The following is a 16,009-nucleotide window of genomic DNA, read 5'->3' on the forward strand; positions in this document are numbered from 1 at the left end:
TTTTTCTTGCAGTGCATGAAAGCCAATCTCACACCCACCCCCCTGCCATGCTACCAACTAAGCCTTTGGGCACAACGGTTTGCTAAGGATCGCCAGTTTCGCGCCTTTGCCCTGGAGCCGGAAACGTTGGTACTAACTGACAAACGCCAAAGGAAACACAAGCTCCCCATATTGAGTATTCAGCCAACTGTCGGCTTCGAATCGGGTTGGTTTTGGGATACTTTGTTGTTTACGCAAATAAATGGCCAAGTCTTGCGTTTTGGTGGCGTCGACAAAGCACAATCGGCGTTGTTGCAGTTGGCGATGAAACGCCAGATCAATCAACATATCCAGCGTTTCTATCAGCAGCTTGCCCCTGCCCTAATCCAAGCCGCCCAAGAAGCCAGACTGATATTTTCCCGCAACCGTTATATTCGCCGTGCCACAGCCGAACTGTGGTTCGGCAAACATTTGTGGTTGGCGGCAGGACTGCAACGGCAAGATTATCGGCAGTATTTGCCGGCCGAGCTTCTTCAAGAATATCTCGCTATTCGTCCTCTGCTGGACGACACGCACCGGCAGGTCGTTAGGCTCAATCAAGCCTTTGTCGATCAACAAGCCCAGCTGTTCCGGGATTTTTTCGATCAGGTCGAAACCAATCCGCTGACCGACGCGCAACGCAAGGCTTGCATCATCGACGAGCAGCACAACCTGGTGCTGGCCGGCGCGGGGACCGGTAAGACCAGTACCATGATCGGCCGCGCCGGTTATTTGATCAAAGCCGGTCTGGCAAACCCCGAACAGATTTTGATGCTGGCCTATGCCCGCAAAGCGGCGGAAGAGATGGACGAACGTATCCGCTCGAAATTAGGGATTCAAAATCTGACCGTGAAAACCTTTCATAGCCTGGGTTTAGACATCATCAGCCAGGTTGATGGTGTCAGGCCGGCCATCGACAAAATGGCGGAAGATGAAACCCAGCGGGCTGCGTTTGTCGATAGCCAAATTCAAAGCCTGCTGCAAGATGAACGCTATCGCTCGCGTTTGCTGACCTATTTCCTACGCTTTGCCCATCCCTATAAAAGCCAATTCAATTTCAAGAGTTTAGACGCTTACAACGCCTACATCCTGGAAAACGATATTCGTACGCTGCAAGGCGAGCTGGTCAAAAGCTACGAGGAATGCGAGATCGCCAATTTCTTGTATCGACAAGGCATAGCCTATCAATACGAGGCCAATTACCAGGTCAATACCTCCGGCCCGGACTACCGCGTCTACCAACCGGACTTCTTTCTGCCGACTTACGGCATCTATATCGAACACTTTGCTGTAAACGAACACAACCAAACGCCGCCGTTTATCGATCAAGAACGCTACCTGGCCGGCATGGAATGGAAACGGGGGCTACACGCAAAATATCAAACCCCGCTGATCGAAACCTACAGCTACCTGAAACAACAAGGGCGACTGACCGAGGTACTCAGCGAAAAGTTACAAGCGGCCGGTGTTCAGTTCAATCCCTTGCCGCAAAACGAGTTACTGACCCAACTGAATGAGTTAGGCCGGGTATCGGAATTCAGCAAACTGATGGCGCAAATCCTCAGCCTGTTCAAAGCCGCTTACCTCAGTATCAAGCAATTGGTCGAAAAAGCCGACAAGCATGAAGACCAGGAACGCATGCGCGCCGCCGCGTATTTATTCGAACCGATCTACCAAGCCTACCAGCAACGGCTGCGCGACAACGCCACCCTCGATTTTGACGACATGATTGGCCGGGCCATTGAATACGTCGAATCCGGGCGTTTTTCATCGCCGTACCTCTATTTGCTGGTGGACGAGTTTCAGGATATTTCCGCCAGCCGGGCACGCTTGTTAAAAGCGTTGATGGCGCAGCAAGCCGAAGCCAGCTTATTCGGCGTTGGCGACGACTGGCAATCCATCTACCGCTTTACCGGCAGCGATGTCGCATTGACCAAAGACTTTCCAGCCCACTTTGGCGACACGGCAACCAGCGTGCTGGATCAAACCTTTCGCTTCAATAACAAGATCGGTGACGTAGCGTCACGTTTCGTCACCCAAAATCCCAGCCAGATCGACAAACAGATTCGTAGCCTGCGGCTGGTCGACCGGCCAGCCGTATCCCTCATCAAAACCGATCAGGATTTGACCGGCATCCATGCGGCACTCGATGCCATCGCCGGCAAGGCCAAGCCATCCGCCAGTGTGTTGCTATTAGCCCGCTTCAATTTCAAACGGCCCGATGTCGCCGTCTTAAAGCGCCGCTATACCCAGCTGTCGCTGCAATTCATGACGGTACACGCCGCCAAAGGCAAAGAAGCCGATTACGTGATCGTGTTTGGCCTGGAAAAGGGCGCACACGGCTTTCCGTCGGAAAAAGCTACCCACCCCTTGCTGGAATTATTGCTGCCTCAAGCCGAGGCCTTTGCGCATGCCGAAGAACGCCGCCTGTTTTACGTGGCGCTGACGCGTGCGCGGCATCATGTGTATTTAGTCACCAACGGTCTTAACCCGTCGCCATTCGTCAGGGAATTGGTCGACGGCGACTATGCCGTCAGCGTCGACGAATTTAGCGGGCCCGGCTTTCAAGAGCGGATCGCCGACATTCCCTGTCCCGCCTGCAAAACCGGCTGGATGGTACCCAGAGATAGCCAGTACGGCAGTTTCTTTGGCTGCAATCAATACCCACTGTGCAATCACACCGAGCGGGCTTGTCAATGGTGCGGCGGCGGCTTGAAAATCCAAGGCCGCTTTCGCGTGTGTGAAAATCGCCGTTGCGACTTTGTCGAACCGATCTGCCCGCGTTGCCAAGGCACCCTGGTGTTGCGTAAAGGCCCGCACGGCCAATTCTGGGGCTGCTCGCATTACCGTAAAAACGCAGCGTTTTCCTGTTCACACACCGAGCAATTTATCGATCTACAGGCGGCCAAGGTCAAATCAACAGTCAACGGCGCCTAAGAGCCGTTTAGGTTATAGTCTAAATTCGGTCGAAAATAACTAGAGAAATACAATTATGAGCTCTGATTACGCCTCGCTAATCCCACCTACAGCCCTTGCTCTATCAATGAGGTCCGTTCCTTTTCCTTTTGGCGCCAACATGCGTTTACGCCAAATGCCTATTGGTGAGGCCGTGAACGAAGCGGTAACAGAAAGCATAGCGACCGGGAATTTCCTTTCATTGCATTTACTTACGTAGATCAAGCAATCGATGACATACGTTTGAAAAAAATCCAGCGCAACCTATGGATATTCTGCAGTATTGTGGAGGATTGATATGTTGGCGGAGATGCTTTTGATAATTACCGCTGTCGAAAGGCTATAAAAAATTGTGTTATGGATAAAAAAATGGATTTAAAAGCATTCGGCTATAAATTGATCAACGCTTTCAAAGGCGGAGTTGATGACAGTGAACGCAGTAGTTTTACCGATTTAGCGCCTAGTGATAAAGCTGATAAGGATGGAACATATTCAAAAGCAATAACATTTGCACTCGAAAACTCTCGAGTGAAAAATATTGCTCTTACAGGGCCATATGGATCAGGTAAAAGTAGCATTATCAGAACATACGAGAAAAATAATAAAAAATACAGATTCATGAATGTATCACTAGCATCTTTCAAGGAAGATGACAATGGCAATGTCGATATTTCATTAATTGAAAGAAGCATACTTCAGCAAATGCTTTATGGGGCAGATGCTAACAAATTACCATATTCTAGATTTAAAAGGATAACCACCCCTCGTCATCCAATAATAAAATCTCTGGCTTTTGTATTTTGGATCATAGTTATTTTATATTTTTACCTACATAGAAACCAACTTCACGAATTTGAGTACAATACTTTAAGTTGGTATGTTTGGTGTTTCGCTTTTGCATACACATTATCCATACCTGCATTGATAATTTCTGATATTTATAAAGCAACTTTTGGTATTTCAATAAAGAAAGTTTCTCTAAAAAATGCAGAATTTGAAACTGCAGAAAGTTCTGATAATTCTATTTTGAATCGCCATGTTGATGAAATTATATATTTTTTCGAGCAGACAAAATATGATGTTGTCGTAATTGAGGATTTAGACAGATTTGGAAATCCTGATATTTTTGTAAAACTTCGAGAAATAAATAAGCTTATAAATGACAATCAAAATGCACGCGAAATAAAGTTTTTATATGCATTAAAGGATGACATGTTCGCTCATAAAAATCGGGCAAAGTTTTTTGATTTCATTATTCCTGTGGTTCCAATTATCAACAGTTCGAATTCACTGGATAAGATGCAGGAGCGTTTAAAAAAACATGATTTCGCAAAAAATATTGATACACAGTTTCTGCGCGAAGTTTCCCTTTATGTAGATGACCTGAGACTTATTCATAATATATTTAATGAATTTGAAATCTACTACGAGCTCCTAAAAAGTGTTAATTTAGATGTAAAAAAACTTCTCGCCATGATGATTTACAAAAATGTATATCCAAATGATTTTGAAAGTTTGCATCATGGAAAAGGAGTTCTTTTTGATGTTTGTAATAAGAGAGATGAGTATTTAACAAATATTGAAGACAAACTAAAAGATAAGATTGCAAACTTGGAGAGTGGTTTAGACAAATTAAATTCAGAAAAGTTAAGAAGCATTCGTGATCTTATAGCCTCTTATGTTGGTTATATAGTAGTGCATGCCAACCAATCTGTAATGGGAATTGTGGTAAATAACCAGAATATACAGTTTTCTCAGCTTACAACTTTTGAACAATTCAAGCCTCTTATTACTGAACAAAATATACAGTTATGGGGGCAAAACAACCATATATACAATCAAGGCAGATTCCCCACGAATAAATCATTCGAACAATTTGAGGCAGCTATCAACCCAGGAGAGAAGTTTTTAAGTAGAAAGGAAAATATAGAAAATAACTTAGAATTAAAGAAAATCCAGATTGAACAAGAAATCAGATCGCTAGAAAAAGAGATTTCTGATCTTTCTTTAAAACAGCTTTCGCAACTATTGCAGAGTGGCAATATCGAAATTAATGAATCCAATCTTGAGTACGGCGTAACAGGTGGTCGTCTACTCACATATTTAGTTAAAAATGGATATATAGATGAAAACTATTATTTATATATTTCTAATTTTCATGAAGGTAGATTAAGCAAAAATGATCGAGATTATTTGCTAACTATTCGTAATTTTAATTATCCAGCGCCGGACCAGAAGATTGACACCCCTAAAGAGGTTTGCGCTAATATGAGAGAGGAAGACTTTAGTCGTGGATACGTATTAAATATTGATCTAATTGATTATTTTATTGAGTTTCATGATTTATGCTCTAAATACCTTGACTCTGCACTTGATTACATGTCAATGAATTTTGAGTTGTGTGAAGAGTTTTTTATAGCATATTTTAATAAGGGTAGATATGTTGATGATCTTATTCGTCACTTAAGTAAAAAATGGCCTGATCTAGCGTCGGCAGCCATTTCTTCAAAACATTCAGCTGAAATAATTTCATATATTATTAGGTTCGTTGATTCAAAATACATAAGCAATAATATGAACAGCGATAATATTCTTGGTGATTATCTGTCTGAACATGGCTATCTTGTTCTTGCCTCTGATCTTCAGTTACCTGATAAATATGATGTTCTCAAAAAGTTAAGTGTACGTTTCCATAATTTAAGTTCACTGGTAAATAATAGTTCTGTTATTGAGTTCTGTCATAATGAAAGCCTGTATGAGATTACGATTGATAACGTAAACTTTGTTCTCAAAAAGTTCGCCGATCCAAGTATTAAATCTACTATAAACCCTGAAACAGAAAATTACACATCTATTAAAAAAGCCGGCAGCGATAGATTGAAGGAATATATCGAAAAAAATATATTGACCTACATTAATAATATTTTTCTTACACTTCCGAGCAACTGCGATGAGAGCGAAGCCTCAATAAAAACACTTATCAATAATAATTCAATCTATGATGAGCTCAAGAAAAGCATTATTTCGAAACAAAAACTTGTGTTTGACACCTTCGATGGCTTACCTGAATCTATATGGTCTCACGCCTTCTTAGAAGAAAAAGTCACTATTTCGTGGAATAATATTTCAACCTATCTGAAATGTGATGGATGTGATATAAATGTCCTTAATGAATTGTTGGGACGAGAACGTATTGTTAAAAACCTTTCAAGCATTGATATATCAAAAGAAGTTTTAAGCGAGGAAGATAGTAAATTACTATCTCGGTTTTTAATTAACAACAATGACATCAATGACTCTGATTATTGTAAGCTGATAACTTGCATTCCATGGGTTTACTCAAACTTTCCTGACAGCATTTCAGAAACCAAATACAAGCACTTAGTCAATGCCAAAAGAGTGAAACTTACTGATAAGTCATTTGGTTCCATCGGTGATAATATTCAGATTTTAGCTCTATTGATTAGTAGAAACATTGATATTTATCTGAAAGAAAAGGGAAAATATCCATTAAATGATGAGACTCGGCAGTTACTGCTATTAAGTGAAATCAGCGAAGAAAGTAAGCTTAATATTTCTTACGACATTGCACCAAAAAGCGTGGAGAATAATCGAGCTTTGTCACAATTAATATCCAATGTGCTTGTATCAAATGAAGTGGATTATTCAAGATTTGATGATGCCGTTCTATCTTCAGCCATCATTAATTCTCAATCAACTTCAGATGCAATTAAAATTCTTGTCAAATGTATAACTAATTGGAATGAAGAACAAGCTTTCAAAGTTATTCAATATCTTCCAGAGCCGTTTTGTGAAATACCTGCATATGGAAAGCGGCCTAAGCTTGAGCTAAATACTGAAAATTTGGATTTTGCTAATATTTTAGATAGAAAAGGGTTTATTTCTTCATTTAAAGAGAAATCTGACCATATAGCTATAAATACTTTTAAGTCAAGTGATCATTCTGAATAAAATAGCTTTGAAATATTAGATAGATGGTCTTTGTGTGCCTGGTTTTTTATAAATTTTTTTCCATCGTTCCCACGCTCCGCGTGGGAACGCAGCCCCGGACGCTCCAGCGTCCATCACCAAACATCTATCGCCATCAACCCCGCCAAGCCTTCATAGTTGGCGGCACTGGAATAACGCCAATGCTGCGCTAAGTTCACATAACCGCGTTTAACCGGGTTAGCGTGGATGTAGTCCAGCTTCTGCCGCATCATCGCTTCGTTCAAAATCATTTCGGCGTGTACGCCTTCCTGCCAGAACTGGTAGTCGCGGTCCTGTTTATGCGCGGCTTTGGCAAAATGCAGGCGTTGCAGCAGGCGTTCGGCTTTTTGCTGCTGCAGGAGGTCGATGATCCGGCGTGCGGTGTAGGATTTGAAGCTAGCGACGCATTGGTCCAATTCCGGCGCCTGGGCGATGAAATGCAGGTGATTTTCCAGAATTACGTAACCGTAGAGTTTTAACCCTGTGTGTTGGCGTTGGTATTGCCAACTGTCGAGGACGATTTGCACGGTTTCCGGGCGGGTAAACACGGCCAGCCATTCGACGACGGTGCAGGTCATGAAATGGGGTTTGTCGGCTTCGGTGATGACGTAGCGGCTTCTGCCCGTGTTTGCCTTGTTCAGCAGGACGCCGGAGCGTCAGAGGCAGCGTTCCTACGCAGAGCGTGGGAACGATGATTAATCCGGGTTCGCCCGGCTAAGCGGCAGCGGATTGCGCGCAAATTAACACAATTGTTTAGCCAAGACGCGGATAAGCTAATCGCCCCCATCAAAACCCAACTTTAAACTTTTCCAGCAACAGATTTACTTCCGGATTTGTAGTCGCCGAGTCCTGGTAAACCGCAAAAATCGTGCGCCGAATTTCCGGATCGGATAAATACCGGGTTTTGAGCTTATCGCCCCGCTTCGGCACACTGTATTCCGGCATCAACGCCACGCCTATCCCGGCCCGCACCATACTCAATATCCATTCCTCGCTGTTGCTTCTATAAGCCGCATAGAGATTGATCTGCCGGCCCAGGCAAACGCCGCGCAAGGTTTCGCGTAATTCGCAGTTTAGGCGATCCAGATAAGGCTCGGATTGGATGGTCGCCAAATCGATGACCGATAATTGATTGAAGCGATGCTTGTCGTTAAAAACCACTACATAACGCTCTTCGTAAAGCTTTAAGGACTGTAAATGCGCCGGCAGCGGCGAGGTCGGCGCACTGACCATCAAATCCAGCCTCCCCTCATCCAATTGCTGCGCCAGATTACACTCGCTATCCACCACCAATTCCAATTCCACGTGCGGCCGTTCTTGCTGGAAGTCGGCGAAGAACGGACTCATATGCTGCGCGGCAATAGTAGCCATCACGCCTATGCGTAGCGGCACGGTGTTCAAGCGGCTGAAGCGGACAGCCTCGGCCTTGATGGTTTGCGCCTCGCGAAAGATCTGCCTCAGGGTCGGCTCCACCAAACGCCCCAGCGATGTCAAACGACAGCCGCTGCGTTCGCGGCTGAATAGCTCCCCGCCCAGTTCTTCTTCCAGTTTTTTAATTGCTTGCGTCAACGACGGCTGCGCGACATAAGCCGATTGCGCGGCCCGCGTAAATGACCCCTTATCGCATACCGCCAGGAAATAACGTATTTGTTGCATTTCCATATTCGCCCCATTTGAATAGGAAAAACCTATTGTTTCATAGAAAACCGGTATTTTACTAATTGGAAAAATAGGCGTCTCATAGCATCTCCTTTTTACAAAAACATTCGAGAAACCTATGAAATCGGCAAAATTAATTGTGATGTACCCCGTACCGACCGATCTGGAAACCTTCGAACGCCGCTATGCCGAGGAACACGTGCCGATGGCCGTGGAAAAGTTGGCCGGGAAGACCCGCTTCGTCGCCTCTCTGATCAAATCCAATGCCGACCAAAGCGCCGCGCAGTTTCATCGTATCGCCGAAGTGTATTTTCCATCGATCAGCGACGTGCAAGCCTGCCTAAGCTCGCCCGGCGGCCAGGAAACGGCGGCGCATGCGGTGGAGATTTCCAGCGGCGGCACACCGACGTTTTTGATTTCCGAAGTGGAAACCTTCGATTTCTAATTGCGTTGACCAGCTTAAATTAAACGCTTTGCAGGAGGAAACCGATGAACACCGGACATAACCGTTATAAAAGCCAGGGCGCAAAGATAGCCTTGAGCTTGGCGCTGGCGTGCTTGCTGTTGGGCAATGCCCATGCTCATCGCGGCGCGGCCGAAGAGGTCGATAACTGCAATACGCGAGTGGGCTTTGAACGCGTGCATCTTACGGCGTATACCCCGACATTGTCCGGCAACCGGGAATACTGCAACATCATTCCAGGCGTCGGCCCCACCAAGCTAGTGTTCGATTACGAGGGCAAAAGCCTGCGCCATGTCAGCGTCGAATTCGAGATCACCAAAGAGCCGGATGGTAGGCGGGTGTTTTATCGGGAACCACAAAAAGTCAAAACCGGCACGGCGAACCTCTCGGTGGATTTTAGTCGTTATGGCGCCGGCAATTACTTGGCGCATATTTCCATCGTTGATAAGGATAAGCGTCTGGATACCCATATTCCGTTCTCAGTCGGGCTGGAGTCGGTGCCGGGTAAAAACTATACGCCGCTGCTGATAACGATAGCCAGCCTGTCTTTGCTGGCTTACGGCTTGTTCCGGGCCGCGTTAAAGCATACGCCCGAGCAAAATCCGGAAGCCTAAACCAAGCGCCGAACCCATCAAGGGAGCCATCAAAATGAATATTGCACAGTTAAAGTCCTATCTTCTTGAAAGCAATCGTTGGCAAAAAGTCTTGTTCGGATTGCCGGTAATAGCGCTGGTCGGCATGCTTTGGCTGGATCATAGCGGCGTTCCGGTGGAACTAGGGCAAACCGTTTACCGACCGGATATGCCGCGCGGCGCTTGCCAGCCTGACCTATTGAGTGGCGATACCGGAGAAACGTACGGAGAAGAAACCGAAAACGGCATAAATTACAACGTCCGCACCCCTAAGAATTATGATGCATCGATTGCCCATCCTTTATTACTGGTATTTTCACCGGCGGGTGCGAATCGCGCCAAAACGGAGAAGATGACAGGATTCACCTTACCCGCAACCCGCTCCGGCTTTATCGTTGCTTATGCCGATCATCCCGAGCTTTCGCCGAGCACCACCGTGGAACTGGGTACGATCCCCCATGCGATGGCAAAAAAATGGTGTATCGATGAAAAACAGGTATATGTAACCGGTCATTCCGATGGCGGCACCTCGGCAATGGCCTTAGCTTTTATGACCGGCACCCGGCACATTCCTACAGCAATCGCCCCCAGTGCCGCCGGCGTAACCTATGAGGACTTACGCGACCGCAAATGCCCGGAACCCTTGCCGGTGATGATCATACACAGCAGCAAGGACCGGCTGTTTCCGGGTTACGGACAGCAAACAGCCGGCTGGTGGGCGGCCTGTAACAAATGCGAGCCGATTCCCGATACGATAGGCAACGGTTGCGTGGCTTATTCCGGTTGCGCCAATGGCGTGAAAACCGTGTATTGCGAAGGCGATAAACCGCATGCGCAATGGCCGGAACAGCGTAGCGATGCCATCATCAATTTTTTCTTGCATCACCATACCAATATGTATCCTGCGGCTGCGAGACAATGAACACTGCAAGCCTAGCCCACAACTTTTTACTTCAATCATCCCCTGCAAGCCGTCTGACCGTCAGCGCCGCGCGTTGCTCGATCAGCTGCACGATGTGTTCAACCACCGGACTTCCGGCGAATTTATGGTCCATTGATGTCTGCAACCTGCGAGCGACCACGGGTAGCCGTTGACACAAACCTAGAATGCGTTTTCGGGTTTGCGCTACCGATAAGCCCGCCGCTTGGGCAAAGCGATCCCAGTGCCGGGCCTGCACTTCGCTGAATTTGTATTTGCCACCCAACTGCATGGCCATCTTGGGCGTAAGACCGGGATAAACGGCAGTTGACAGGACGTCGTAGAGCGGTGCCAGAACGGCGCCCTTCTCTACATACAAGATAGAAAAGTTCTTGGCATGGGCGTCGTGGTTGCCGATCAAGGCATTGAAAATCACCGCATCCAGCAGACGCAGTACCTGCGGCGCACTCGGTCGGGTCACGCGGCGGACCAAGTCAAAGCACTGTTCCAAACCCGGTCCACCCTCGTTCTGGTATTTCAGTTCCGGCGCCACGCCCAGTGCCTGGCAGACATCTTCCTGATGCAGCCGCACGCGTTGGCCATTGGCAGCTTGAGTTCGGTCATAACGATCAACCAGCAGAAATGAACGATCGCGAACGGCACAAATCCTCGACTGTGCGGTCTGGAATTGCATCGCAGCCGCCAATGCCAGGCAAAAACCCTCATTGATCACACTGTCTTCAAAGGCAGCGATGGCCGGTTTGAGAATATGGCTACTGGGCGCGCCATTGCGGGGCAGACCGATTCGTTGACCATCAAACACCACCGGCAATTTATCCTGAGTGCCCGCCAACGATAAGCGCAAACCATCCTGACCCGCCAGCATCGGCCGCTGCGGCAATTCGCCCAGCAAGGCCAGTACGTCAGAGTCGGATAACCAGTCGATGTCGCTCGCTGGTTCAGATGCAGCGGGTATTTGCTCTGGCGGCAAAAGCGAGACGGCGCCGGCGCATTCGCCGCCGATATGATCGAGCAAGGCAAAGTCGTTCTGCTTCGAGACCTGAAACTGGCGTGCGAGCAGTTGGCGTAATTTGCCTTCCGGTAACAATCCGGCAAAGAAAGGCCGCGTCTGTTGGTCGTTGAAAACCTCTACTTGCAACGGTAACGAACAGGACAGAGGGACGGCGTCGATTTGTTGCAGCCAGTCGGCGCTGTAGCTAAATTGCAGTCTGCCTTCAACCAGGGCCAAATCCCCCACCCGACGATCGAATAAATAGACGGCAAGCAAGTAACTCATGGTGCTTCGGAGATGTCCGGCAGGCCATCGAGCATGACCTGCCCGCCCAGTGCCTCAATAACGCGCATCACCGTTTCCAGACGCACGGTCGGCTTGCCGGCTTCGAGGTCGACGATAAAGCGAACGCCAACACCTGCCGCCAACGCCAGTTCGGATTGGGTTAATCCGAGTTGTTTGCGAGCGGTGCGTAGCGCTTGGCCAAGTTGTTGGGTCGACTGGATGTGGATCATGATGTTTTTCCCGTTCGGGAAATTATTGGCCAGAATGCCGCAAAGGGCAAGACAAGTTTACCGAACGGGAAAATATTGCGGATCAACTCTTTGAAGCATGACAATTTACCCGTTCGGGAACTGTGCGTCTGCAGAGTAAATATCCATAGTGCGAGCAGAACACACCGAGGGTGAAAGTTGCTTTAGTGTCCACGTACTTTCATAACGTCACTGAAAATCATGATTAGTGGATTCGATTGGTCATTTACCAATCAAACCCGTAGCGTATTGCAATCGGTAGTCCATTCAAATGCAAATTGATGCCTAAGAAATAAAATCGTGTATTTATGATTTTTAAAAAAATACGTTTAATTTTATTTTGTCAGCATTATTTCCAGCCCGGTCTGAGCACCAATAAAATCAAGGGCTTGTAGTTTTGAAAGCCCTTTTTTGTTTCTGGTGTCGTGTCCTTGGCTGGTCCGAGCGGTGTAGGGTTCAATCCAACGCCAATCAGCTTTGTCGTTGTTTTATAAGCGTTTTTCTCCCGGTGTGTTTGCCATCGTTCCGATTGGCGATTGCATACCGGTGTATCTTCGTGGTTTGGAGAATCGTATTTCGACCTTACAACCCTGCGGCAAATTCGACAAAACGCGAGCGCTTAGATAGCCCAGGCCTCCCCCAGCGCCTGAGCCTGCTGCAATACCAACTCAATGGCACTTTCCTGCTGATCCGGCGGATATTTATATTTGCGCAGGATGCGTTTCACCATCAGCCGCAGTTTGGCGCGAATGCTTTCCCGTTGCGACCAGTCGACGGTGATGTTCTGGCGCAGGTTTTCGGTCAGTTCGTGGGCGATTTTCTTCAAGGTTTCGTCGGACAACTCGCGTACCGCCGATTCGTTGTCGGCCAACGCGTCGTAGAAGCGGATTTCGTCGTCGTTTAGACCCAGGCTTTCACCGCGATTGGCGGCTTCGCGAAACTTTTTCGCCATCGCGATCAATTCTTCGATGACCTGGGCGGTTTCGATGGCGCGGTTTTGGTAACGCTTGATGACGTTGGCCAACAGTTCCGAGAATTTCTTTTCCTGTACCACGTTGCCGGCAAAGCGCGATTTGATTTCCCCCTCCAGCAAGCGTTCCAGCAATTCGACAGCCAGATTGCGCTCCGGCAGGTTTTTGACATCGGCCAGAAAGGCGTCGTCGAGAATGCCAATATTGGGTTTGTCGAGCCCGACCGCCTGGAAAATATCCACCACGTCTTCCGAGACCACCGCCGAATTGATGATCTGGCGAATGGCATGCTCGCGCGCTTCATCGGTACGCTTTTGCCGGCTGATGTCGCGCTTGGTCAGGATGACCTTAACCGCCTGCAAGAACGCCACTTCCTCGCGCACCGCCTTGGCTTCGTCCAACGTGCAGCACAGGGTAAAGGCCTTACTCATCGCCAGCGCGGTATCGGCGAAGCGTTTTTTGCCGTCTTTTTGCCCGAGAACGTGATTGGCGGCACCAGCCAGGCGTTGATGGCCGGCGCTTAAAAAGTCGCTGTAATCGTAGCCATGCAACAAGCCGCGCAGGATGTCGAGCTTTTCTTCCAACACCGCATAGGCTTCGGCGGCATCCACGGTGGGGCGGCCACGGCCGTTGCTGGCGGTGTAGTCTTTCAGTGCCAACTTCAATTCGTTGGCAATGCCGATGTAATCGACCACCAGTCCGCCCTGCTTGTCCTTGAATACCCGGTTGACGCGGGCGATGGCCTGCATCAGATTGTGGCCCTTCATCGGCTTGTCGACGTACAGCGTATGCACGCACGGCGCGTCGAAGCCGGTCAGCCACATATCGCGCACGATCACCAAGCGCAAACCGTCGTTCGGGTCTTTGAAGCGCTTTTCCAGGCGTTTTTTGACTTGCTTGCTGTAGATATGCGGACGCAGTAGCGCCTTGTCGCTGGCCGATCCGGTCATGACGATCTTAATCGCGCCTTGCTCCGGATCGTCGCTGTGCCAGTCCGGCCTGAGTTTGACGATCTCGTTGTACAAATGCACGCAGATTTCCCGGCTCATCGCCACGATCATGGCTTTGCCATGCTGAGCCTGGTTGCGCTCTTCGAAGTGCGATACCAAATCGGCGGCGACGGCGGCAATGCGCGGTTCGGCGCCGACCACTTTTTCCAAGGCCGCCCAACGGCTTTTCAATTTGGCTTGCTGATCGTCTTCCTCATCTTCGGTGAGTTCGTCGACTTCGTCGTCGATATGCGGCAACTGCTCCGGCTTCAATGCCAGTTTCGCCAGCCGCGATTCGAAGTAAATCGCCACCGTCGCGCCGTCTTCCTTGGCCTGTTGCATGTCGTAAACATGGATGTATTCGCCGAACACGGCGCGGGTGTCGCGGTCTTCCAGGGAAACCGGCGTGCCGGTAAAGGCGACAAAGGTGGCATTGGGCAAGGCATCGCGCAGATGTTGGGCGTAACCGACTTGATAAATACCCTTAGATTCGGCGGCCATAGCCAGTTTGGCATCATTGGCGGCGGTTTGGGCTTTGACGGTTTTCAGCTTCGCCTCGAAGCCGTACTGGCTGCGGTGCGCCTCGTCGGCGATCACCACGATGTTATGCCGCTCGGACAACAGCGGAAAGCTGTCTTCATCGGCGCCGGGCATGAATTTCTGGATGGTGGTAAAGATAATGCCGCCCGACGGCCGATTGGCCAATTTGGCGCGCAAGTCCTGGCGGGTTTCGGCCTGCGCCGGTTGTTCGCGCAATAAATCCTGCGCCAGCGAAAACACGCCGAACAATTGTCCGTCCAGGTCGTTGCGGTCGGTGATGACCACGATGGTCGGATTTTCCATCGCCGCCGCCTGCATCACCCGCGCCGCAAAGCAGGTCATGGTAATGCTCTTGCCGCTGCCTTGGGTATGCCAGACCACGCCGCCTTTATGGTTGCCGTCCGGCCTCGAGGCTTGCACCACCTTGTCGATCGCCGCGCGCACCGCATGGTATTGGTGGTAACCAGCGATTTTCTTGATCAACTGGCCGTCGTCCTCGAACAGCACGAAGTAGCGCAGATAATCCAATAATACGTCCGGCGCCAACACGCCGCGCACCAGGGTTTCCAACTCGTTGAACTGGCCCAGCGGGTCCAGCGCCACGCCGTCGATGGTACGCCATTGCATGAAGCGCTCGGCATCGCTGGATAGCGAACCCAGTCGCGCCTCGCTGCCATCGGAAATCACCAGGATTTCGTTGTATTGAAAGACGTCGGGGATTTGCTCTTGGTAGGTTTGAAGCTGATCGAATGCCTTCCAGATGTCGGCGTTCTCGTCGGCCGGATTTTTTAGTTCGATCAACACCAGCGGCAAGCCGTTAACGAACAGGATCAGGTCCGGCCGCCGGCTATGTTTCGGTCCCTTGATCGCAAACTGGTTCACCGCCAGCCATTCGTTATTTCCTTCTCCCCTTGGGAGAAGGTGGCCTGCAGGGCCGGATGGGGGCTGGGCTGAAGGCAAATTCCAATCAATCAACCGCACGAAATCGCCGCGCGTCTCGCCGTGCTGCTGATATTCCACCGGCACGCCATTGACCAGCAATTGATGAAAGCGCCGATTGGCCGCCAGCAACGACGGAATCCCCAAATCCAGCACCTGCCGCACGGCATCCTCGCGCGCCGTCAGCGGTATTGATGGGTTCAAGCGCGCCACTGCCGCGCGCAAGCGCTCGACCAACACCACTTGCTGATAATTGCCGCGCTCAGGAGTATCACCATCCGGGGCCAAATCGGGGCCGTATAAATTTGAATACCCAACCTCGGCCAGCCAGCCGAGTGCTTCCTGTTCCAGTTGGTCTTCGGTCATGGCCTGTCTCCGCTAGGCTAGTG

At 49.1% G+C, this 16,009-nt stretch carries 10 protein-coding genes; 5 read left to right on the forward strand and 5 right to left on the reverse strand.

Features of this window, described 5'->3' with window-relative positions; genetic code table 11:
• The first annotated feature begins 15 nt into the window (after positions 1-15).
• Together NP603_RS14395 and NP603_RS14400 are read left to right on the forward strand one after the other, a co-directional pair.
• Positions 16-2,955: a UvrD-helicase domain-containing protein gene (locus NP603_RS14395; RefSeq protein ID WP_256611597.1), complete on the forward strand. Its 2,940-nt coding sequence runs from the start codon at positions 16-18 to the stop codon at positions 2,953-2,955.
• A gap of 387 nt (positions 2,956-3,342) precedes the next feature.
• Entirely contained in the window at positions 3,343-6,945 is a 3,603-nt protein-coding gene (locus NP603_RS14400) for a YobI family P-loop NTPase (RefSeq protein ID WP_256611598.1), read from the forward strand.
• 113 nt (positions 6,946-7,058) lie between these two features.
• Here NP603_RS14400 and NP603_RS14405 read toward each other — a convergent pair whose 3' ends face one another.
• On the reverse strand, positions 7,059-7,604 hold the full coding sequence (locus tag NP603_RS14405) for an REP-associated tyrosine transposase (RefSeq protein ID WP_443192645.1): 546 nt from the start codon (positions 7,602-7,604) through the stop codon (positions 7,059-7,061).
• A gap of 145 nt (positions 7,605-7,749) precedes the next feature.
• Positions 7,750-8,625: a LysR family transcriptional regulator gene (locus NP603_RS14410; protein ID WP_256611600.1), complete on the reverse strand. Its 876-nt coding sequence runs from the start codon at positions 8,623-8,625 to the stop codon at positions 7,750-7,752.
• A gap of 115 nt (positions 8,626-8,740) precedes the next feature.
• Between NP603_RS14410 and NP603_RS14415 the strand changes: the two genes are divergently transcribed.
• Genes NP603_RS14415 through NP603_RS14425 form a run of 3 tightly spaced genes read left to right on the forward strand, consistent with a single transcriptional unit; the run spans position 8,741 to position 10,639 of the window.
• Entirely contained in the window at positions 8,741-9,067 is a 327-nt protein-coding gene (locus tag NP603_RS14415) for an EthD family reductase (protein WP_256611601.1), read from the forward strand.
• Positions 9,068-9,111: 44 nt separating this feature from the next.
• Positions 9,112-9,699: a hypothetical protein gene (locus NP603_RS14420; protein ID WP_256611602.1), complete on the forward strand. Its 588-nt coding sequence runs from the start codon at positions 9,112-9,114 to the stop codon at positions 9,697-9,699.
• Positions 9,700-9,733: 34 nt separating this feature from the next.
• Positions 9,734-10,639, forward strand: a complete 906-nt coding sequence (locus tag NP603_RS14425) for a CE1 family esterase (protein ID WP_256611603.1) — start codon at positions 9,734-9,736, stop codon at positions 10,637-10,639.
• Positions 10,640-10,670: 31 nt separating this feature from the next.
• Here the strand turns inward: NP603_RS14425 and NP603_RS14430 are convergent, their stop codons facing one another.
• From NP603_RS14430 to NP603_RS14440, 3 genes are all read right to left on the reverse strand, one after another.
• Positions 10,671-11,933, reverse strand: a complete 1,263-nt coding sequence (locus NP603_RS14430; protein ID WP_256611605.1) for a type II toxin-antitoxin system HipA family toxin — start codon at positions 11,931-11,933, stop codon at positions 10,671-10,673.
• Positions 11,930-12,163 carry a helix-turn-helix transcriptional regulator gene (locus NP603_RS14435; protein ID WP_256611607.1) on the reverse strand — a complete coding sequence of 78 codons (234 nt, stop codon included), beginning with the start codon at positions 12,161-12,163 and terminating at the stop codon, positions 11,930-11,932. The genes NP603_RS14430 and NP603_RS14435 overlap by 4 nt, the downstream gene beginning before the upstream one ends.
• Before the next feature lie 637 nt (positions 12,164-12,800).
• Positions 12,801-15,986 (reverse strand): type I restriction endonuclease subunit R, encoded by a 3,186-nt coding sequence (locus tag NP603_RS14440; RefSeq protein ID WP_256611609.1) that lies wholly within the window; start codon positions 15,984-15,986, stop codon positions 12,801-12,803.
• Between the last annotated feature and the right edge of the window lie 23 nt (positions 15,987-16,009).

Source organism: Methylomonas aurea (assembly GCF_024505045.1).
Lineage (GTDB): Bacteria > Pseudomonadota > Gammaproteobacteria > Methylococcales > Methylomonadaceae > Methylomonas > Methylomonas aurea.